Source organism: Mesorhizobium sp. B2-3-12 (assembly GCF_006442205.1).
Lineage (GTDB): Bacteria > Pseudomonadota > Alphaproteobacteria > Rhizobiales > Rhizobiaceae > Mesorhizobium.
In genome coordinates, this window is record NZ_VFVR01000003.1 from 277,573 (window position 1) to 297,816 (window position 20,244).

A 20,244-nucleotide genomic window follows, 5' to 3' on the forward strand; every position below is an offset into this window, starting at 1 on the left:
ACGGCGGCGCTCGACAGGCCATTGTTCACGCATTGAGGCCGATGGTAACAGATCGTGTTCGGTCAAGGTCGGAATCATGATCTAAACCAGCGGTTTACCAAGAAACCTTGCGGACAATTTTTGACGGGATATCGCCATGGTGTTACCGCATTTCGGCTTCAATAAGCGATGATTAACCATTAGGATCGATATTCGGATGTGATAACGACACGTCCGTTTGGGCAAATCCGGGGACAAACGGCAGCCTGCAAGGCCTTTTGATTTGAACAGAATCGAACGACTCACAAACGGGCGGCACCATCATTTGAGCGTCTGGCCGAGATGGCTGGCGGCGGTGATTGTCGCATTTGGTTTTGTTGCCGCGGCCGCCACGGGCGCCCATGCCGAAGTTCGTTCGCTGAAGCTCTACCATCTCCATACGCACGAGAAGGCCGAGATCGTCTACAAGCGCAATGGCCGCTACGTTCCCGAGGGCCTGCGCAAGATCAACATCATCCTGCGCGACTGGCGCCGCAACGAGCCGACCAAGATGGATCCGCGCCTGCTCGACCTGGTCTGGGAAGCCTATCGGGAAAGCGGCGCCACCGATTATATCCAGGTCGTCTGCGGCTATCGCTCGCCGTCGACCAACTCGATGCTGCGCAGCCGCAGCCGGGGTGTCGCCGAGAAAAGCCAGCATATGCTGGGCAAGGCGATGGATTTCTATATTCCCGGCGTGCCGCTGAAGAAGCTGCGCAATATCGGCCTCAAGATGCAGGGCGGTGGCGTCGGCTATTACCCAACCTCCGGTTCGCCGTTCGTCCATATGGACGTCGGCAATGTGCGCCACTGGCCCGGCATCAGCCGCCAGGAACTGGTCAGCCTGTTCCCCAATGGCAAGACGCTGCATGTGCCGAGCGACGGCCGGCCGCTGCCGGGCTACGAACAGGCCCTGGCCTCCTACAAGTCGCGCAAGGGCACTGGCACACCCAATATCGAACTGGCCAGCGCCGGCGGCAGCGGCAAGAAATCCGGTGGCTTCCTGTCCGCCTTCTTCGGTGGTGGCGGCGACGACGAGGCCGATGACAGCGCCGATGTCGAGACCGCTTCGGCTGCCCCGGCGCCCAGGGCTAAAAACCTGAAGCCGGTCGCGACCGCCAAGACCAGCAACCTGCCGGGCATCGCTATCGTCGCGCCCGAGAACGCCCAGCGCGCGAACATTCCGCAGATTGCCGACGAGCAGGCTCCGGAGCCGGAGAAGGACGCGCCGGAGACGATCATCGCGGCGCTGCCGGCCAAGGAAATCCCGCTGCCCGATTTCGCGCCGCGGCCGAAGGCCGATGTCGGCGCACAGACGCCTGAAAACGTTCCCTTCGCCACGGCGGATGCGACGGCCACCACGGAACAGGCAGTGGCGACCGCGCAGGCGCCGGCCAACATGCCTTTCAGCAAGGCTGATCCGGCAGCGCTGGCCGCGGCTGCGGCCGCCGATCCGGCGCAGGTCGCCGTCAACAACATCCCCTTGCCGACATGGCGTCCCGAACGCACGCTGCCGGCGGATCTCGCGCCGCCGCCCAGCAAAGATGTGCTGATGGCGCTGGCCGATACGGCTGATCACGGCAAGACCGCGACGGATGCGTTCTCCGTACTGCCGAGCGCGCGTCCCAAGCCGGACGCCGTCAAGGCCGTGCTCGACGAGGCCAATGCGCAGGTCGGCAATGGCGACGAGTATCAGCTCGCGTCCTTGTCCGCGGAACCGCGCTCGGCGTTCAACGATCCGTCCGGTGTCGATGCCGCTTCGCCGCGCCAGGCCGTTGCAGCCCGTCCTGCCGGTTCCGATCCGGCCGCCGCGATCGGCGCCGGTGTGAAGACGACCCGCAAGGAAGCCAGGGCAACCGTCCGCGACCAGAAGCCCGGCCCCAGGGCCGTGGTGGTTGCCGCGGCACCGCAGGCCGCCCGCTGGGCGCTGACCAGTGGCGAGAACGTCGCCACCGTTTCCAGCGCGACCACCGCGCCGGGTTACGCCTACAACATCGTGCATACACCGCCGAGCGAGGTCTATACGGCCGGCTTCCAGTCGGGCAACCAGATGGCCGACGCCAACCGTTTCACCGGCAATGCCGTCAAGTTCATGTCGGTCGCCCGCTTCCAGACCAAGTAGCGCACGGACCAGACCATCGCTGAAGCCGCGCCGGGCGACCGACGCGGCTTTTTGCTGTCCGGAGGCGCGATGCGCGGGGTTCTTCTGTATCACTCGCGGGAGCGCGCCTGTCGGCCCGGCTGTGATGCCGGTCAGGCGAGGGCGACGCCCGTAACCGGACGATCGTTGCGGGAGAAAATCGGCGGAAGGCCGGCGAGGATCACGCGCGGCTGAACTTCTCGTGAAGCCGGAACGGGCCACCCCGTTTCCGGGTTAAGGTGGGTACGTTCCAACCTGGGGATATTCATGAAGAAGATGTTATTGGCGACAGCTCTAACGCTGGCGGCTGCCTCGGCCGCCATCGCTCCGACGCAGGCGGCAACCGTCGTCGTCAAGACCAATGACCACATGCATGCCAAGCACTGCAGGACCAAGGTGGTCACGCACTGGAGGCATCACCACAGGGTGATTGAAAAGGTCAGAGTCTGCAACTGACCCTTGCTTGAAGGGAAGCAATGCGGCCCGGTCGGCGAAGGTTCGGCCGGGCCTTCTGCGAACCCCTTGGATTTCTAGAGCGCGTCGCGTCGAAACGAATTCCGCGCCGCGCTTTCGACGTGCATTAGTCCACCTCAAGCGCGGCTGCTTCGCCTCGCGCCAGCAGCCGCGCGGCGTCACGCGCGGGCGGCAATCCGAATTGGCGGGCATATTCGCGGGTGAACTGCGAAGCGCTCTCGTACCCCACCTCAAAAGCGACGCGCGCGGCGTTGCCCGGCTGGGCGATCAACAGATGGCGCGCCTCCAGCAGGCGGACCTGCTTCTGATACTGGATCGGGCTCATCGCTGTCGCCGCCTTGAAGTGGCGATGAAAGGCGGCGTTGCTCATATGGGCCAGGTCGGCCAGCTGTCGCACCTCGATAGGCTCGTTGTAATGCGTCCGGATCCACGCCGTGGCGCGGCGGATCCGCGACAGGCGGCCGTCGGCGCGGGCAAGCTGGTGCAGCTTGCCGCCTTGCGGACCTTGCAGCAGCCGAAACAATATCTCCCGCTCGATCATGGGAGCGAGCACGGAAATCTCGGCGGGCCGGTCGAGCAGCCGCAGCATCCGGCGCCACGCATCGAGCAGGTCCTCATCGGCCAGGCAAGTCACAAAACCGTCGCCACCGACCGCCGGCTCGTGGTCGATGAGCAAGGTGGCGATCGATCCGACATCAAGGGCGAAACCGATGGCCAGGTAAGGGCAGGCGGCACTTGCTTCGATCAGCTGGCTGGTGGCGGGCGTCTCGACCGCGTAGAAGAAATAGCTGCCGGCCTCATAACGAAGCGTACGGTCGCCGAGCAGCACCGATTTCGCGCCCTGCAGCACGAACAACGCCGTTGGCTGACAAAGCTCCGGCAGCGGTGGCGACAGTATCTCGCTGCGGCCGATCGTGACGCGGGGGATCGCCGTCCGTGTCCGTCGTCCATGCGCGTGGCGGGCTGCGATCGCGATCAATTCCCGAAGCATTTCGTTCATCGTTTCAGCATTGCCCATCCACGGGTAGAGCGCAACCAAGTGAGAGTTTTAGGCAAGAGCATGAGAGCTTCCGGCGCGCGAAGCAGGCCGGCTTGCGTCATTTCTGGGATCACGAAAAAGGAGACTTTGCGATGACGACACAGAAGACCGCTCTGGTGACCGGCGCCAACAAGGGCATCGGCCTCGAGACCGTCCGGCGGCTTGCGGGGATGGGAATCAGGGTCTGGCTCGGCGCCCGCGATCCAAAACGTGGCATGGCCGCGGCCGGGGTCTTGCGCACCGAGGGGCTCGACGTCGTATGGCTCGAACTCGACGTCACCAGCGACGAAAGCGTGGCCGCCGCCGCCAGCGTCGTCGCGGCAAGCGCGCCCAGTCTCGATGTGCTGGTCAACAATGCCGGCATCGCGCCTGGATATGTCGATGCGCTCGGTCCGGACGGCCGCTACGAGCGGCTGCCGAGCCAAGAGAACATTGCCGACATGAAGGCGACCTATGACGTCAACGTTTTCGGTCCGATCCGCGTCACCCAGGCGTTCCTGCCGTTGCTTTCGGCAGCACCCGGAGCCCGCATCGTCATGCTGAGCAGCAATCTCGGTTCGATCGCGCGCGCGTCCGACAATCTTGCTGAAAACCAGTCACCTAATATCATGGGGTATGGCAGCTCCAAGACTGCGCTCAACGCCATCACCGTGGCATTCGCCAGGGAACTCGCGCCGCGGGGCATCAAGGTCAATGCCGCCGCGCCCGGCTATACAGCGACCGATCTCAATGGCGGCAAAGGCTACCGCACGGTGGAGCAGGCAACCGAGATCGTCGTGCGGCTGGCAACGCTGGATAGTGATGGCCCGACAGGTGGATATTTCGACGACAACGGCCCACTGCGCTGGTGAACCCGAGGGGGGTTATTTCCCGAGCTTGCTCGCGGCCCGTGCGAGCGCCTCGATCTCGTCCCACTTGCCGGCCTTGACCAACTCGTCGGGGGCAACCCAGGAGCCGCCGACGCAGACGACGTTTGGCAAAGCGAGGTAGTCGGCGGCGTTCTTGCCGGTGATGCCGCCGGTCGGGCAGAATTTGACGTCCGCCAGCGGCGAGGCGAAGGCCTTCAGCGAAGCGATGCCGCCGGACTGTTCGGCCGGGAAGAATTTCAGGAAGCGCAGGCCGGCCTCGCGCGCGGCCATGATCTCGCCTGGCGTGATGGCACCGGGCAGCAGCGGAACCTCGCTGTCGGCGGCGGCCGCCAGAAGCTGACTGGTGATGCCGGGGCTGACGATGAAGCGCGAACCGGCGCTGGCTGCCTGGTCGAACTGCTTGCTGTCCAGAATGGTGCCGGCGCCGACGATGGCTTCCTCGACCTCGCCCGCCACGCGCCGGATCGCTTCGAGCGCATCCGCGGTCCGGAGCGTGATCTCGATCGCCGGCAAGCCGCCGCGCGCCAGAGCACGGGCCAGCGGCACCGCATCGGCAACGCTGGCGATCTTCAGCACCGGAATGACCGGCTGGCCATTGAGGAGCGACAGGAGTTTTTCGGTCTTGGTCGGCATCTGTCTCTCCTTGTCGGGGTCGCGTCGAGGGATTTCAACCGATTAGCAGACGGGTATTGCCCTGTCCACGGAACCGGTCGCGGCGCGATGTCACGCGGTGCCGCCCAGCTTAACGGTTATTCGCCGACAGGGCCATGACAAGGCAGCCCGAACCCGTTTCGCCTTGAATCGGCTTTCGCGAGCGTCTAGGTGCTCTGGCAATGACAACACCGCCCGCGCCATCCCAGCCAGTCCGCGTCGCCGCGCTCTATCGCTTTGCCCGGCTCGACGCCTTCGAGGCGTTGCGCGCGCCGCTCGCGGCCTTCTGCTGCGGGCGCGGCATCAAGGGCACGCTGCTCCTGGCGCATGAGGGCATCAACGGCACCGTCGCCGGCAGCGGCGAAGCGATCGCCGCGCTGATCGACCATATTGAAGCGATCGACGGCCTGTCGGGTCTCGAAGTGAAGTACAGCGATGCCGCGGCAATGCCGTTCCACCGCATGAAGGTGCGGCTGAAGCGCGAGATCGTCACCATGGGGGTGGAGACCATCGACCCGGCGACAAGCGCGGGCACCTATGTGGAGCCGGGCGACTGGAACGCGCTGATCTCGCAACCCGACACGCTCGTCATCGACACGCGCAACGCCTATGAGGTCTCGATCGGCACTTTCAAGGGTGCGGTCGATCCGGCGACGGCGAGCTTTCGCGAATTCCCGGCCTGGGTGGAAGCGCACCGGGCGGAGTTCGAGGGCCGCAAGGTGGCGATGTTCTGCACCGGCGGCATACGCTGCGAAAAGGCGACGGCCTATGTGAAGTCGCTCGGCTTCGAGGACGTCTTTCACCTCAAGGGCGGCATTCTCAAATATCTCGAGCAGGTCCCGGCCGAGCAGAGCCTGTGGCAGGGCGAGTGCTTCGTCTTCGACGAGCGGGTTTCGGTGTCACACGGCCTCGCGGAGGGTGAAGCGGAATTGTGCCGCGCCTGCCGCCATCCGCTGACGCAGAGCGAGCTGACGTCGCCGAACTATGCCGCCGGGGTTTCTTGTCCGCATTGTTTCGATGCCCGCTCGGACGAAGACCGCAAGCGCTACGCGGAGCGCCAGCGGCAAGTGGAGCTCGCGCGAGCCCGGGGCAGGAGACCGCATATCGGATCCTGATCGAGGCGCCGCGGCCGGCAAAGCGGCCGCGTGTCGTTGCAATGTCAGGCTTCGGGACCTACGTCTTCGGCGTTCGAAACCCGCCCGTTCGGCCGGGCATATGCTGGAGGCACTGAATGTTCGATCCCAAGAAGCTTCTCGACGATCTGCTCGGCTCGCAAGTTCCCGGCACCAGCGGCACGGTCCGCGACAAGGCCGGACAAGCGGTGCAGATGGCCAAGGACAATCCGCTGGCCGCCGGTGCGCTGGCCGCGATGCTGCTTGGAACCGGTGCTGGCCGGCAGGTGACGGGTGCCGCGGTGAAGCTCGGCGGGTTGGCCGCCATTGGTGGCCTCGCCTACAAGGCCTATCAGAACTACAAGGCCGGCAACGCACCCGAACAGGCGCCCACGGCCGGCGAGCCGGAATTGCTGCCGCCGCCCAAGGACACGGCCTTTCACCCGTCGCAGGCGCCGCAAGGCGAGGATGAGTTCACGCTGACCCTGGTGCGGGCGATGATCTCGGCGGCCAAGGCCGACGGCCATGTCGACGACGAGGAGCGCCAGAAGATCGCCGGCAAGCTCAGCCTTGCCGGGATCGGCACCGATGCGGAAAAATTCCTGATGGCGGAGCTGGAGAGCCCGCTCGATCTCGACACGCTGGTGGCCGGCGCCAGGACCGATGCGCAGAAGCTCGAGCTCTATACGGCGTCGCGTCTCACCATCGATCCCGACACGCGCGCCGAGCGTGGTTATCTCGACCTGCTTGCCGGCCGGCTTGGCCTGCCGGATGCGCTGGTCGACCATGTCGAGGCGACGGTTTCGGCGGCCAAGGTGCCAGCGGCAAAGGGGGGGACCTCAACCAACCCGCGCTGGTAGGTCGAAACGGGACAGGCGGGTCTTTCCAGCGTTAACCTTTCGTTAACTCAGGAAGCGCATGATTCTAGACAGTCGGATCGGCTTTCCTCCTCCCAAGCCCGGTTCAGATCAGGGCGGTCGCCAATGACCGCCCTTTTTGTCGGCCCTCGCCGGACTTCCTCCAAAGACGCGGTTCCACTTTTTCGAGCGCAGGCGCCCGCGGCCCCGCTTGCCATCGCCGCCGTCATTTGCGATGCCTTCTCCCGAGCCAAATCCTGAAAATCAGTCGGGCACGCGCGGCGCTGCCGGAGGACATCTGCCATGACCGAGCAAAAAACCGCCATCGTCACCGGCGCCGGAACGGGTATCGGCAAGAGCGTCGCCACGGCACTGCTCAAGGCGGGCTGGAACACGGTGTTCTGCGGGCGTCGCAAGCCGGTGCTGGACGCCGCGATCGCCGAGATCGGACCGACCGAGGCGAGGGCGTTGGCGGTTGCCTGCGACATCAGCAAGGCCGCCGAGGTCGACGATCTGTTCGAGACGGTGGCGGCGGCGTTCGGACGCGTCGACCTGCTCTTCAACAATGCCGGCATGGGCTACAAGTCGACGCCGATCGACGAGATCCCGGTCGAGGTGTGGAACGATGTCGTCGGCGTCAATCTCACCGGTTCGTTCCTGTGCGCGCGCGCCGCCTTCGGCGCCATGCGCAAGCAGAAGCCGATGGGCGGCCGCATCATCAACAATGGTTCGGTGTCGGCCTATGCGCCACGCCCGGGCTCCGTGCCCTATACGGCGACCAAGCACGCCATTACCGGGCTGACCAAGACACTGGCGCTCGATGGCCGCCCCTATGACATCGCCTGCGGCCAGATCGATATCGGTAACGCGCTGACCGACATGGCGCAGCCGATGACCGTCGGCGTGCCGCAGGCCAATGGCTCGATCGCGGCCGAAGCGGTGATGGATGTCCAGCGCGTCGCCGACGCGGTCGTGCACATGGCTAGCCTGCCGCTCGACGCCAATGTTCTGTTCATGACGGTCATGGCGACCAAGATGCCATTCGTCGGGCGTGGGTGAGCAGCAGGTACTGGCAGCGCGTTCGCCCGAGCCTTATTTTCCCGCCAGAGGCACGCCGGGCTTGAAGAGCAGAATAGGCCTGATCTCGTAAACGGCGGTTGGATTGACACGACGCAGGTCGCGGGCGATCGCTATCGCGTCGTCCCTGGTGACGCAGTCGACGACATAGAGACCGAGCAACTGTTCCTTGGTCTCGGCGAAAGGCCCGTCGATGATCACACCGTCGCCCGGGCCGCGCAAGGTGCAGGCATCCCGTGTCGTCCCCAGACGCGCCGACGGCCCAAGCGTGCCTTCCGCATGAAGCCTGGTGTTGATCTTCAACAACTCGGCCATCAGCGCCGCGTCTTCCTGCGGCGTCAGTGCCTCGATCGCGTCTTCCACGTGATAGGCGAGGATTGCATAAAACATCCGAGGTCCCTCATTCCGGTCCTGATCCGGGGAAGTGGTAGCCGTTTTCGGCATGACCGCCCAGCCTCGGCCACGCGCCTCCCGACGGCTCATGACACCGTCGTGGCGGCCGATGCCGGCCAGGCATGGGAGGCGACGAAACGAGCTGAAGCTCATTTCGCCAGGAACGCTCCGATCCGCTCCAGCGCGCGCAGGATGTTCTCCTCGGAATTGGCGTAGGAGAGCCGGATGTACCCTTCGCCGAGAATGCCGAAATCGGGGCCGCCGATCAGCGCCACGCCGGCCTCGTCAAGCAGGGCCGAGGCGAGTTTCTTCGCCTTCCAGCCGGTCTTCGACACGTTGGGAAAGGCGTAGAAGGCGCCCTTGGGCGTGATGCAGGAGATGTTTGGCAAGGCATTCAGGCCCTCGACCACGATCTTGCGGCGGTTGTCGAAGGCGCGCATCATCTTGGCGACATCGTCCTGCGGGCCGTCAATTGCCGCGATGCCGGCGAACTGGCTCGGCGCGTTGACGCAGGACCAGCAATTGACCGCCAGCTTGCGCACCTTGTCGTAGAGATGGGCACCCTTTTCGCCGTTCGGCCAGATCGACCAGCCCATGCGCCAGCCGGTCATCGCCCAGGTCTTGGACCAGCCATTGAGCACGATCAGCCGGTCGCGGATATCGGGAAAGCCGAGCAGCGAGCAGTGCGTCTCGCCGTCATAGGTCATCACGTCGTAGATCTCATCGGACATGATGGCGACATCGGGATGCTTCTCCAGCCCCTTGACCAGCTTCTCGATCTCGGCGCGCGGGGTGACGCCGCCGGTCGGATTGGCCGGCGAGTTGAGGATGAGGAGCCTGGTTTTCGGAGTGATCAGCGCCAGCGTTTCCTCGGCCGAGAAGGCAAAGCCGTTCTCCTCGCGCATCGGCACGGGAATGGGTGCCGCACCCGTGAACTCGATCATCGAGCGATAGATGGGAAAGCCCGGATCGGGATAGAGGATCTCGGCGCCCGGCTCGCCGAACATCAGGATGGCGGCGAACATGGTCGGCTTGCCGCCTGGCATGATCATCACCGCCTCCGGCGAAACCTCGACGCCGGTGGTGGTCAGCGTGCGGCGCACCACCGCCTCGCGCGTCGCCAGCAGGCCGTTGGCCGGCGTGTAGCCATGGTGGCCGTCACGCAAGGCCTTGATCGCGGCTTCCACGATGTGCTGCGGCGTCTTGAAGTCGGGCTGGCCGATGCCGAGATTGACGATGTCGCGGCCCTGGCTCGCCAGCGCCGTGGCCCGCGCCAATACCGCGAAGGCATTTTCCTCGCCGAGACGGTCGAAGGCCGAAATCGTGTGGAGCATTTTTCCCGTCCGTGTGGTTCTTGCTGTTGGGTCGCGTTTTTGTGAGCCTTGGCCCGCAAAAGTCAAACGGATTGGAGCTTTCGGTGTCGGAAAATCTTGCGAATTGGCAGCCACGCCCGCGACCCGAGCGCAAGGCGATTGACGGCCGCCATGTCAGGCTCGAGCCGCTGAGCGCCGCAAAGCACGGCGACGGCCTCTATGAGGCGTCTTCCGTATCCGATGTCGGTGGCCGCTTCGCCTGGCTGCCCGACTATCCGCCGGAGACGCGCGCCGCTTTCCAGCCCTGGCTGGACAGGGTCGAGGCCAGCGAGGATCCGTTGTTCTTTGCCATCATCGACAAGGCCAGCGGCAAGGTCGCCGGACGCCAGACGCTGATGCGCATCGATCCCGCTTATGGGGTCATCGAGATCGGCAACATCTATTGGGGACCGCTGATCTCGCGCAAGCCGGCGGCGACGGAAGCGCAGTTCCTGTTCATGAAATATATCTTCGACGAACTCGGCTATCGCCGCTACGAATGGAAGTGCAACAACCGCAACGAGCCGTCGAAGCGTGCCGCGGAGCGGTTCGGCTTCAAGTTCGAGGGCATCTTCCGCCAGCATCTCATCGTCAAGGGTGAAAACCGCGACACCGCGTGGTATTCGATCATCGACAAGGAATGGCCGGCTCTGCGCCAAGCCTATGAAGCCTGGCTCGATCCGGCCAACTTCGACGCCAATGGCCAGCAGAAACGCCGCCTGGAAGATCTTCGCGCGGAATTGGGCGCGTAACAGGAGTTTACCGTTTGGCCCATAGCCACGATCACAGCGGGCACGACCATGGCGCTGGTCATGTGCATGGCTCGACCGACAAGAAACGCGTCCTGATCGCGGCCTGCCTGACCGCCGGCTTCATGGTTGCCGAGGCGCTCGGCGGCTTGCTGACCGGATCGCTGGCGCTGTTGGCCGACGCCGGCCACATGCTCGCCGACGCCATCGCGCTCGGCCTGGCCTGGTATGCATTCCATCTGGCGGACCGGCCGGCGACAGGCCAGCTCACCTACGGCTTCGGCCGGGTCAAGACGCTGGTGGCCTACACCAACGGCATCGCCATTTTCGTCATCGCGCTGTGGATCGTCTACGAAGCGTGGGATCGCCTGCTGACACCGGCGCCGGTGCTGGGCGGACCGATGCTGGTGGTGGCGATCCTCGGCCTGCTGGTCAATATCGGCTCCTTCCTGGTGCTGCATGGCGGAGATCGCGACAACCTCAACATGCGCGGCGCCATCCTCCATGTGCTTGGCGACCTGCTCGGCTCCGCCGCCGCGATCGTGGCCGCGCTGGTCATCCTGACGACCGGCTGGACGCCGATCGACCCGATCCTGTCCGTGCTGGTCTCGCTGCTGATCCTGTCGACCGCCTGGTCACTGATGCGCGCCGCGGCCCACGTCCTGCTCGAAGGCGTGCCGCCAAGCCTTGATCGCGACCTGATCGCCAGTGACATCCAGGGGGCGGTCCAGGGCGTGCGCGAAGTGCACCATATGCATATCTGGTCGCTCGACGGGACAAACAGCATGGCGACGCTGCATGCCTGTCTCAAAGAGGGCGTCGATGCGCATCAGGCGGTCAGCGCCATCAAGAAGCGGCTTGCCCGCGAACACGGCATCAGCCATGCCACCGTGGAACCGGAATTCGGCCGGTGCGCCGACGAGGGCGAGGACCACGAGCATGAGCATGAGCATGGTGCGACCCCGCATCACGGCCACTATCACTAGGCCCGATCGATGACCATTGACCGGACCTGCCCCAGGAGTTCTCCAGCGTTGAAACTCAGCCCGATGAACGATCGCCGCTCCGGTGCGGCATGATGGACCGTGACACGCGCAATGCGGCCATCGCGGCGGTCTGGATCATGCTTCTGTTCGGCATTGCCGCTTTCTACCTGCCGACCGTGATGTTGGCACTCGGCAGTTTTTCGACCGTGCTGGCGGGTATATTCGGCACCGTCTTCGTGCTGGCGTTTTTCTTGGTGTTCTGGCTGCGCGCGCGCATCCAGCGCAAAAATCAGGGCAAGTAAGGGATATCGGACATGCGCATTCTGATCACCGGCGCCGCGGGCATGGTCGGCCGCAAGCTCATTGCCCGACTGGCCAAGGACGGCACGCTGCGCGGCAAGAAGATCACCGCGCTCGACCTGCACGACATCGTGCCGCCGCAGGCGCCTGAGATAGACGGCGTCAGCGTCGCACTGCACACCGGCGACTTGGCCGAAGCCGGCGCCGCCGAGAGCCTGGTCGCGTCGCGCCCCGACGTCGTCTTTCATCTCGCCGGCATCGTCTCGGGCGAGGCGGAAGCGAATTTCGACCTCGGTTACCGCGTCAACCTCGACGGCACGCGCGCGCTGTTCGACGCCATCCGCCTGGCCGGTTTTGCGCCGCGCGTTGTCTTCACTTCGTCGATCGCGGTGTTCGGCGCACCGTTCCCGGATGTCATTCCCGACGAATTCCATCCGACGCCGCTGACCTCCTACGGCACGCAGAAGCAGATGAGCGAGGCGCTGTTGGCCGATTATTCCAGGCGAGGTTTTTTCGACGGCATCGGCATTCGGCTGCCGACCATCTGCGTGCGGCCCGGCAAGCCGAACAAGGCGGCCTCCGGCTTCTTCTCTGGCATCATCCGCGAACCGTTGAGCGGGCAGGAGGCGATCCTGCCGGTGCCGCGCTCGGTCGTGCACACCCATGCCAGCCCGCGCTCGGCGGTCAATTTCCTGATCCATGCGGTCGGCATCGACGGTGCCGCCGTCGGGCCGCGCCGCAATCTGACGATGCCGGGTGTCGCCGTCAGCGTCGGCGAGCAGATCGAGGCGCTTGAACGCATCGCCGGATCGAAGACGGCAAGCCTGATCCGCGAAGTTCCGGACGAGACGATCTGGGCGATCGTCCAGGGCTGGCCGACCCGGTTCGAGGCGCGGCGCTCACGCGAACTCGGCTTCAGCGCCGAGGCGAGCTTCGACGAAATCATCCGCGCCCATATCGAGGATGAGCTCGGCGGCAAGATTCCCGGTTAGAGGTCCGCAGCCATCCGTTCGATCGTGGTGCAGGTCTAGACGCTGCCTGTCAGGCTCGCCGACAACAGCAGCAATCCGAACAGGAACACGAAGGCGGCGCCGCCGATCTCGACGATCGAGTGGATACGGTTGCCCATGCGGCCGTCGCCGGCGAAATAGACCGCCCAGTTCTTGGCGGTCACCGCCAGCGTCGCCAGCGCCGAGACGGTGACGGCGGTGCCGATCGACATGGCCAGCACCGACAGCAGGCCGCCAAGCCAGAGCCCGTTGAGCAGCGCGAAGCTGAGCACGATCAGCGCACCGGAGCAGGGGCGGATGCCGACCGCCGCCACCGCCGACCATGCGGTGCGCCAATCGAAGCGGTCACCCGACAGCAGCGCCGGATCGGGCGCATGCGAGTGGCCGCAGGTGTCGCAGACCTCGCCCGCATGGTCGTGATGCGCATGGTCATGGGCGCCGTGATCATGATGATGGTCATGCGCGCTGTGGTCATCGTGCGAATGATCATGGGCATGGTCGTGGTCGTCATGCACGTGAAGCGCGTGCGAATGGGCATGCGCCGAGTGGGCTGCGTGCGAATGGCCTGCATGGGAATGCCCGGCGTGAGAATGGCCAGCATGGGAATGACCCGCATGAGAATGCCCGGCATGAGCCGCCGACAGGCTATAGGCCGGCCCCTTGCCAAACAGGCGCAGGACGGCGGGGCCGAGCTTGCGCCACAAAAGCCAGGCGCCGAAGAGGGTGACGAGGGCAAAGCTCATGATTTCCATGAACCAGGCCGCGTCGGTCATCGAGATGGTGGTGCCACGCAGGACGAAATAGGCAAGCAGCATCACCAGGATCGCCGTCAGGCCCTGCAGCAGCGCCGAGACGAAGGACAACAGGATGCCGCGCTTGAGCGCCACTTCGTTGGCCACCATATAGGACGAGATGACGGCCTTGCCGTGGCCGGGGCCGGCGGCGTGGAAAATGCCATAGGCGAAGGACAAGCCGATGAGCACCCAGAGCTTGCTGTTGTCCTGGCGCATCGCCTTCATGGCTGTCGCCAGCGCGCGGTAGAATTCCTGCTGCCTGAGATTGATCCACATCAGGATGTGAGCGAAGGGGCCGGTGGTCGGCGCCATGCCATCATTGACGCCGATGCCGAGCGAACTCTGGGCGTGCGCGGCATTGGCGAAGTGCATCATGGCAAAGGTGAGGGCCAACAGGCCGAACGCCAAGCGCAGGGATGGTTTCGTCACCGGATTCATCCTTCTGGCTGACAGGTCAGTTCGAGCTTGGTGGCAAAGATCTTGCTCATGTCGGTGCCTGTCGGGTCGTTGAAGAAGGCATCCGTCAGGGTCTTCTGGTTTTCCTTGATGGCTTCGTCCGGGTCCGGCCGAACGACCTTGCTGGTGCAGTTCGACGGCAGGCCTGCGACCGTGATGTTGGAGTCCTCGGTGAAGTCGATCGCCGTGTAGAAGGTGGGGTCGTAGACGCCTATGTCGATGGTGCCGGTCAGCTTGATCGGCACCTTGGGTTCGGATTCGAACAGGATGATCAATTGGTCGTTGTCGAAATTGGCCATCAGATGCGGCGGCGGCACCATCGTCACGTCCTTGCCGTTCTGCGTGACGAGCTGGAAGTAATTGAACTCAGCCAGCGAGGCATGGACGGTGTCGGCGACCTCCTTCAGCTCCTTGTCGTCAAGCTTCAGGTCGGAGTTCTTGTCGAACTCCATCATCACCGTACTCGAAAACAGGTCGTCGAAGCGCCAGAGATGGCGCAGCGCTTTCACACTTTGGTGATCCGGTGACAGGATCACGTCGAGGCGTGCTTCGGCGAAGACGTGCGGATGCACCTCGGCCGGTCCCGTCGCGGCGAAAGTCGCCGCCAAGGCCGAAGCCAGCGTGATTGCGTGCCGTTTCAAATGCATTCGCGGTCGCGATTCCCTTGGCTTCGAGAGCGTTGTCGAAGGTTACCAGAAAGGGGGCGAAATTGGGACTGTCGGCACATGTCACCCAAAAGTGCGCGGCTGTTCCGATGCAACGACCGGACGCGACCAGGATTCAAAGCGCATCGCGGCGCGACGCACCTCCAGGGCTGAGGCAGTTCAGGCGCTTTCGCGCGTCCTGAACCACTGCACCAGGAAGTCGACGAAAACGCGCACCTTCGCCGGCAGGTAACGGCGATGCGGATAGACTGCGAAGATGCCGCCGCCCGACAGGATGCGGTCGTCGAGCACCGCCACCAATTGGCCGCTCTTGAGGTCGGGCGCGGCGATGAAATCCGGCAGGATGCAAAATCCCAGCCCCGACAAGGCCGCGGCGCGGGCCGCCATCGGGCTGTTGACCTCGATCGGGCCCGACACGGCAATACTCACCGGATCGCCATTGTCGCCCTTGAACGGCCAGTTGTTCAGGCCGCGGCCATTGGTGTCGACGATGCAGGGCATGTGGCCGAGATCCTGCGGCCGCGTCGGCATGCCATGCTTGGCGATCAGTTCGGGAGAGCCGCACAGCTTGATCGAAAACGGCGCCAGCCTTCTGGCGATCAGCGACGAGTTCTCCAGGCGCGAGATGCGCACGGCGAGGTCGAAGCCTTCCTCGACCAGATCGACGAAGCGGTCGTCGAGCTGGATGTCGAGCACGATGTCGGGATACTGCTTGGCGAAGTCGATCAGCGACTGGCCGATCGGCGCGTCGGCGAAGGTGCGTGGCGCCGACAGCTTGATCCGGCCGCGCACGTCGCCGGAAGATTCGCGCACGGCATCGGCCAGGCTGTCGACTTCGCGCACGATCTCCGAGGCGCGGCGGTAGTAGGTATGGCCGGCCTCGGTCATCGAGAACTGGCGCGTCGTGCGGTTCAGCAGCAGCGCGCCGAGCTCGTCCTCCAGTTCGCGCACATATTTCGACAGCAGCGCCTTGGAGCGGCCGATCTTGCGCGCCGCCGCCGAAAAGCCCTCGGCCTCGACGACGTCGATGAAGGCACGCATGCGGGTCAATGTGTCCATGGTTCAGGCCTTTTGTGCTGCGTCCAAAGCGCGGCGCGTCGAAACGAATTCATGCGACGCGCTTTGGGTGTTGTTTGATGCATGTCGTTGTCGCAAAACCGAGGTCACTTTTGCGCGACATGCATTAGAAGTTTCCGGCCGAGCCGTATCAGGGCAATGTCGCTGCCGGAAGGGCCAAGCAGCGACAGGCCGAACGGAGCGCCGGCGACCGAGCCGATCGGCAAGGTGATTTGCGGGAAGCCGGAGAGCCCGGCCAGGCACAGGAGATGCAAGGCGCGCTCGCGATAGGCCTGGAACTGCTCCGGCGTGCTGTCGACGTAGGGCGCGGGGCCCGGCACCGTCGGCAGGACCAGGAAGCCGTCCTTGCCGAGCAAGGCGTTCAGTTCGCCGCGGAACGTCAGCCGACGCACTTTCTCGGCCTGGGCCGTGCGGTCGTCGACGACGCGGCCGAAGCCGAAACGCTCCTCGACGCCGGGTCCGAGGTCGCGCTCGCCGCCGGTGATCCAATCGCCATGCACCGCCCAGGCTTCCCTGGCCTGCAGCCGGCGAAAGCACCAGTAGAGTTCGTCCGGGGAGGAGCTGAAGCGCGTCGTCGGCATCGCCGGCACGCCGAACACCGCGCTCGCCAGCGCCTTCATTTCCGCATATTCGGCGAGCGCCGGGCGGGCGACCATTTCGTCCAGCCAGGCGAGCGAGAGCGGGCGGTCCAGGGAATGTTGATGCGGGTCGCGGCCAAGCAGCAGCTTGCCGACGGTCTCGTAGGTCTCGATGTCGTCGGCGAACCAGCCGAACGTGTCGAAGCTCGGCGCCAGCCGCATGGTGCCGTCGAGGGAAATGCGGCCATGGGTGGTGCGCAGCCCAATCAGCCCGCAGAAACTCGCCGGCGCGCGGATCGAACCCCCGGTGTCGGACCCCGTGGCGATGTCGGCCAGCCTGCCCGCTACCGCCGCCGCCGACCCCGACGACGAACCGCCGGTGACACGGTCGGGTGCCGCGGGATTCACCGGAAACGGAAAATGCGCGTTCTGGCCGAACAAAGCGAAGGCGAGCTCGTCGGTCTGGGTCTTGCCGATGAAACGCGCACCGGCGTCGAGAATCGTCTGCACGGTGGGTGCCGTGCGCGAAGCGGCATGGCTTCCGGCGAATTTCTGCAAATTGCCGCAACCGGTGCGGTAGCCGGCAACGTCGTAAATGTCCTTGACCGCCAGCCGCAGCCCGGCCAGCGGGCCAAGTTCTGCATGCGCCACCGGCATCCGGCGAAGGTCGAGGAAGGCGTGGAGGGGGCCGTGCGTGCCTGTCATCGTTCGATATCCGGATACGGTCGCGCCAACATTGTTCGATGCCAGAAATTTTACAACCTGGGATACGATTTTTATTGATTGTGAAATGCTTCGCCCCTATATCGCGCTTGCCCAAAGTCGCACGTGCCTGTGGGTGTCCGCCGATCCTCGAATGGTGAGGGAAATCGGTAAGGTAACTGGAGCCAACCCCTCCAGTCGGTTTAGCGGCCAACCGCCAGACCGAGGACACCTTGAAGCAACGACGGTGCGGGCCTTTCTGGTTCTCTGCCGGTTGTCCAAAGACCGGGGTTACTGAAGAGGCACACCTTCATTGCCGGCAGTGCGGAACGGGGTTCTCCCAATCCAAGCCAAGGCAGACAAAGCGAACCGAAGCCGGGCAAGGCCAAGGTTCATCGCCGCGAGACGGCGTTTCATGGTTCCGGGGTCTCCACCGGCTGGTTCCATTGAACTTCCGTCCCGCCTTTGTTTGACCGCGTGTTCGCGAGGCCGACAGCCCGCGTCCGCACCCTTGCGCGCGCCGAAAGGCGTGATGGAGAAACCCGATGGCCACCCAGCGTATCCTCGACTTCCTCGCCACCCGACGTCCGTCCGGCCCCTGCCTCGTCGTCGACCTCGATGTCGTGCGCGACAATTTCCGCGCCTTCGAGAAGGCTCTGCCCGATTCCAAGATCTACTACGCGGTGAAAGCAAACCCGGCGCCGGAGATCCTGCGCCTCCTTGCTGCGATGGGCTCGTCCTTCGACACCGCTTCCGTTGCCGAAGTCGAGATGGCGATGGACGCCGGTGCGCCGGCGGACCGCATCTCCTTCGGCAACACCATCAAGAAGGAGCGTGACATCGCACGCGCCTACCAGCTCGGCATCAGGCTGTTCGCGGTCGATTGCGTCGAGGAGGTCGAGAAGATCGCCCGCGTCGCTCCAGGCTCCCGCGTGTTCTGCCGCGTTTTGACCGATGGCGAAGGCGCCGAATGGCCGCTGTCGCGCAAGTTCGGCTGCGTGCCCGCGATGGCCGTCGACGTGCTGCGCCATGCCAAGGGCCTCGGCCTCGACGCCTATGGCGTGTCGTTCCATGTCGGCTCGCAGCAGACGGACCTGACCGCCTGGGACCGCGCGCTGGGCGATGCCAAGAAGGTGTTCGCGACGCTGGCCGAGGAAGGCATCGTGCTCAAGATGGTCAATATGGGCGGCGGCTTCCCGACCCGTTACCTGAAGGACGTGCCGGTGGCGCAGGCCTACGGCCAGGCGATCTTCTCGGCGCTGCGCAAGCATTTCGGCAATGCGCTGCCCGAGACCATCATCGAGCCGGGCCGCGGCATGGTCGGCAATGCCGGCGTCATCAAGTCGGAAGTCGTGCTGATCTCGAAGAAGGCCGACAACGACAATGTGCGCTGGGTGTTCCTCGACATCGGCAAGTTCGGCGGTCTCGCCGAGACGATGGACGAGGCGATCCGCTACCCGCTGGTCACTCGCCATGACGGCTCGGAGACGGCACCTTGCGTGCTCGCCGGCCCGACCTGCGATTCGGCCGACGTGATGTACGAGAAGACGCCCTATCCGCTGCCTTTGTCGCTGACCATCGGCGACGAAGTGCTGATCGAAGGCACCGGAGCCTACACGACCACCTACTCGGCGGTCGCCTTCAACGGCTTCGAGCCTCTCCGATCCTACGTGATCTGACGGTTCTTTTTTCCGCGCGTTTTCGGCCACCACTTCGCCTGAAAATGCGCTGAGAACCGGTCAGGTCATCCGGCGCGGGCGCTTGTCGTCCGCCCGGCTTCGCTTGTGGAACAGATCTCCGCTCGCCAGGGATTGCGGAAATGGAAATGTCAGTTGAAATCGTAGCTCATGCGCCGGCTTTCGCCATGGTCGCCGAAGCCGTTGCCGACGTGGCGGCGCGCGAAGCCTTGCTCGATCGCGCCATGGGGCCGAAGCGCAAGACCAAGTCCTCGGAGAAGCTACGGCGCGGCCGTAGGCCCTCGGAAGGCCTTGCCTTCGTCGCGCGCGATGGGTCGGGCGGCGTGGCCGGCACGGTGCGGCTATGGGACGTCACGCTGGGCGAGGGCGGTTCGGCGGCGCTGCTGCTCGGCCCGCTCGCCGTCGATCCCTCGCTCAAGAGCGCCGGCATCGGCTCGGCGCTGATGCGTCATGCGATCGCGGAGGCCGGGCGCCTCGGCCACGCCGCGATCCTGCTGGTCGGCGACGCGCCTTACTATGGGCGCTTCGGGTTTTCGGCCGCCAGGACCGGTGCGCTCGCCATGCCTGGACCTTACGAGCGGCACCGCCTGCTGGCGCTGGAACTGGTGGAAGGCGCCCTCGACGGCGCCAAGGGCACGCTGAAGGCGTCCGGCCGCAAGCTCAAGGGGCAGGCGCCGACGCTGGCTGCGTGAGGCTTCAAGCTCGACCGCCATGCAAACAAAACGCCGCCTCGGAAAGGCGGCGTTTTGTCATCTCAAAGCCGCTTCTGGCGGCGACGTCCGTTCAGCCGATCAACTGGCTCAGAGCCATGGCGACAGTCATGTCGCCTTCGACCTTTATCTTGCCGGTCATGAACGCCATGGTCGGGTTCAGGTCGCCCGCGATCAGCGACTCCAGATCGTCGAGCGACAGCTTGATGGTGCAGTCGGTGGGAGCGTCCGTGGTCGAGACGGTCGCGCCGTCGATGACGATGACGCCGTCGCTGCCGGTGTCGAACTTCACGGAACGGTCGAAGCCGCTGCTGGCCACGCGCGACTTGATCTTCTCGGCAATATCCTGAACGCTCACGCTGTTCTCCCTGTCTGGTTGCATCTGCTGCATCGTCACGCGACGGTACTTCGGCCCAGCCGAAGTCCATGCGACATCACTGGCGATCATGATCGCTGCCGCATATAGCTTTGGATTGACGTTTACGTCAACGCGAATTGCAGGAATTGTCTCGGACGCCGGCTGCCATCGGGACCACCA

At 64.7% G+C, this 20,244-nt stretch carries 21 protein-coding genes; 12 read left to right on the plus strand and 9 right to left on the minus strand.

Translation table 11 applies throughout. The features are described from left to right. Nucleotides 1-304: 304 nt before the first annotated feature. On the plus strand, nt 305-2,140 hold the full coding sequence (locus tag FJ948_RS11615; RefSeq protein ID WP_140704419.1) for a DUF882 domain-containing protein: 1,836 nt from the start codon (nt 305-307) through the stop codon (nt 2,138-2,140). 285 nt (nt 2,141-2,425) lie between these two features. Continuing rightward, on the plus strand, nt 2,426-2,614 hold the full coding sequence (locus tag FJ948_RS11620) for a hypothetical protein (RefSeq protein WP_140704421.1): 189 nt from the start codon (nt 2,426-2,428) through the stop codon (nt 2,612-2,614). A 124-nt stretch (nt 2,615-2,738) separates the two neighbouring features. On the opposite strand, the gene FJ948_RS11625 is transcribed toward FJ948_RS11620, so the two are convergent. Next, complete coding sequence (locus FJ948_RS11625) at nt 2,739-3,632, minus strand: AraC family transcriptional regulator (RefSeq protein ID WP_140704423.1); 894 nt, start codon at nt 3,630-3,632, stop codon at nt 2,739-2,741. A gap of 131 nt (nt 3,633-3,763) precedes the next feature. Between FJ948_RS11625 and FJ948_RS11630 the strand changes: the two genes are divergently transcribed. Next, on the plus strand, nt 3,764-4,522 hold the full coding sequence (locus FJ948_RS11630; protein ID WP_140704424.1) for an SDR family oxidoreductase: 759 nt from the start codon (nt 3,764-3,766) through the stop codon (nt 4,520-4,522). 12 nt (nt 4,523-4,534) lie between these two features. Here FJ948_RS11630 and FJ948_RS11635 read toward each other — a convergent pair whose 3' ends face one another. Next, complete coding sequence (locus FJ948_RS11635) at nt 4,535-5,173, minus strand: 2-dehydro-3-deoxy-phosphogluconate aldolase (RefSeq protein ID WP_140704425.1); 639 nt, start codon at nt 5,171-5,173, stop codon at nt 4,535-4,537. 200 nt (nt 5,174-5,373) lie between these two features. On the opposite strand from FJ948_RS11635, the gene FJ948_RS11640 reads away from it, so the two are divergent. The 3 genes from FJ948_RS11640 (at nt 5,374) to FJ948_RS11650 (ending at nt 8,219) form a co-directional block, all read left to right on the plus strand. Then, nucleotides 5,374-6,306 (plus strand): rhodanese-related sulfurtransferase, encoded by a 933-nt coding sequence (locus tag FJ948_RS11640; RefSeq protein ID WP_140704427.1) that lies wholly within the window; start codon nt 5,374-5,376, stop codon nt 6,304-6,306. Between the two features lie 116 nt (nt 6,307-6,422). After that, nucleotides 6,423-7,163, plus strand: a complete 741-nt coding sequence (locus tag FJ948_RS11645; RefSeq protein ID WP_140704429.1) for a tellurite resistance TerB family protein — start codon at nt 6,423-6,425, stop codon at nt 7,161-7,163. Between the two features lie 300 nt (nt 7,164-7,463). Further along, the gene (locus tag FJ948_RS11650; protein WP_140704430.1) at nt 7,464-8,219 is read left to right on the plus strand and encodes an SDR family oxidoreductase; all 756 of its coding nucleotides are present in this window, start codon (nt 7,464-7,466) and stop codon (nt 8,217-8,219) included. A gap of 33 nt (nt 8,220-8,252) precedes the next feature. On the opposite strand, the gene FJ948_RS11655 is transcribed toward FJ948_RS11650, so the two are convergent. Together FJ948_RS11655 and FJ948_RS11660 are read right to left on the minus strand one after the other, a co-directional pair. Continuing rightward, nucleotides 8,253-8,627, minus strand: coding sequence for a YciI family protein (locus tag FJ948_RS11655; protein WP_140704432.1), 375 nt, complete (start codon nt 8,625-8,627; stop codon nt 8,253-8,255). A 152-nt stretch (nt 8,628-8,779) separates the two neighbouring features. Next, nucleotides 8,780-9,964: a pyridoxal phosphate-dependent aminotransferase gene (locus FJ948_RS11660; RefSeq protein WP_140704434.1), complete on the minus strand. Its 1,185-nt coding sequence runs from the start codon at nt 9,962-9,964 to the stop codon at nt 8,780-8,782. 83 nt (nt 9,965-10,047) lie between these two features. Between FJ948_RS11660 and FJ948_RS11665 the strand changes: the two genes are divergently transcribed. The 4 genes from FJ948_RS11665 (at nt 10,048) to denD (ending at nt 13,009) form a co-directional block, all read left to right on the plus strand. Then, on the plus strand, nt 10,048-10,734 hold the full coding sequence (locus tag FJ948_RS11665) for a GNAT family protein (RefSeq protein ID WP_140704436.1): 687 nt from the start codon (nt 10,048-10,050) through the stop codon (nt 10,732-10,734). Nucleotides 10,735-10,748: 14 nt separating this feature from the next. Then, nucleotides 10,749-11,717, plus strand: coding sequence for a cation diffusion facilitator family transporter (locus tag FJ948_RS11670; protein ID WP_140704438.1), 969 nt, complete (start codon nt 10,749-10,751; stop codon nt 11,715-11,717). A gap of 89 nt (nt 11,718-11,806) precedes the next feature. After that, complete coding sequence (locus FJ948_RS11675) at nt 11,807-12,019, plus strand: hypothetical protein (protein ID WP_140704440.1); 213 nt, start codon at nt 11,807-11,809, stop codon at nt 12,017-12,019. A 12-nt stretch (nt 12,020-12,031) separates the two neighbouring features. Further along, entirely contained in the window at nt 12,032-13,009 is a 978-nt protein-coding gene (gene denD / locus FJ948_RS11680) for a D-erythronate dehydrogenase (protein WP_140704442.1), read from the plus strand. Nucleotides 13,010-13,044: 35 nt separating this feature from the next. Here the strand turns inward: denD and FJ948_RS11685 are convergent, their stop codons facing one another. The 4 genes from FJ948_RS11685 to FJ948_RS11700 all read right to left on the minus strand — a co-directional run bounded on the left by FJ948_RS11685 (nt 13,045) and on the right by FJ948_RS11700 (nt 17,302). Then, nucleotides 13,045-14,259, minus strand: coding sequence for a nickel/cobalt transporter (locus FJ948_RS11685; protein WP_140704444.1), 1,215 nt, complete (start codon nt 14,257-14,259; stop codon nt 13,045-13,047). Continuing rightward, nucleotides 14,256-14,924 (minus strand): DUF1007 family protein, encoded by a 669-nt coding sequence (locus tag FJ948_RS11690; RefSeq protein WP_140704446.1) that lies wholly within the window; start codon nt 14,922-14,924, stop codon nt 14,256-14,258. The genes FJ948_RS11685 and FJ948_RS11690 overlap by 4 nt, the downstream gene beginning before the upstream one ends. 177 nt (nt 14,925-15,101) lie before the next feature. After that, nucleotides 15,102-16,001, minus strand: a complete 900-nt coding sequence (locus tag FJ948_RS11695) for a LysR family transcriptional regulator (protein ID WP_015315874.1) — start codon at nt 15,999-16,001, stop codon at nt 15,102-15,104. A gap of 104 nt (nt 16,002-16,105) precedes the next feature. Beyond that, entirely contained in the window at nt 16,106-17,302 is a 1,197-nt protein-coding gene (locus FJ948_RS11700; RefSeq protein ID WP_140704447.1) for an amidase, read from the minus strand. 542 nt (nt 17,303-17,844) lie between these two features. Here FJ948_RS11700 and odc2 point away from each other — a divergent pair. Then, complete coding sequence (odc2, locus tag FJ948_RS11705; RefSeq protein ID WP_140704449.1) at nt 17,845-18,978, plus strand: ornithine/lysine decarboxylase; 1,134 nt, start codon at nt 17,845-17,847, stop codon at nt 18,976-18,978. A gap of 140 nt (nt 18,979-19,118) precedes the next feature. Then, nucleotides 19,119-19,688 carry an N-acetyltransferase gene (locus FJ948_RS11710; RefSeq protein WP_140704451.1) on the plus strand — a complete coding sequence of 190 codons (570 nt, stop codon included), beginning with the start codon at nt 19,119-19,121 and terminating at the stop codon, nt 19,686-19,688. Nucleotides 19,689-19,779: 91 nt separating this feature from the next. Here the strand turns inward: FJ948_RS11710 and FJ948_RS11715 are convergent, their stop codons facing one another. Further along, entirely contained in the window at nt 19,780-20,064 is a 285-nt protein-coding gene (locus tag FJ948_RS11715) for an SCP2 sterol-binding domain-containing protein (protein ID WP_140704453.1), read from the minus strand. Between the last annotated feature and the right edge of the window lie 180 nt (nt 20,065-20,244).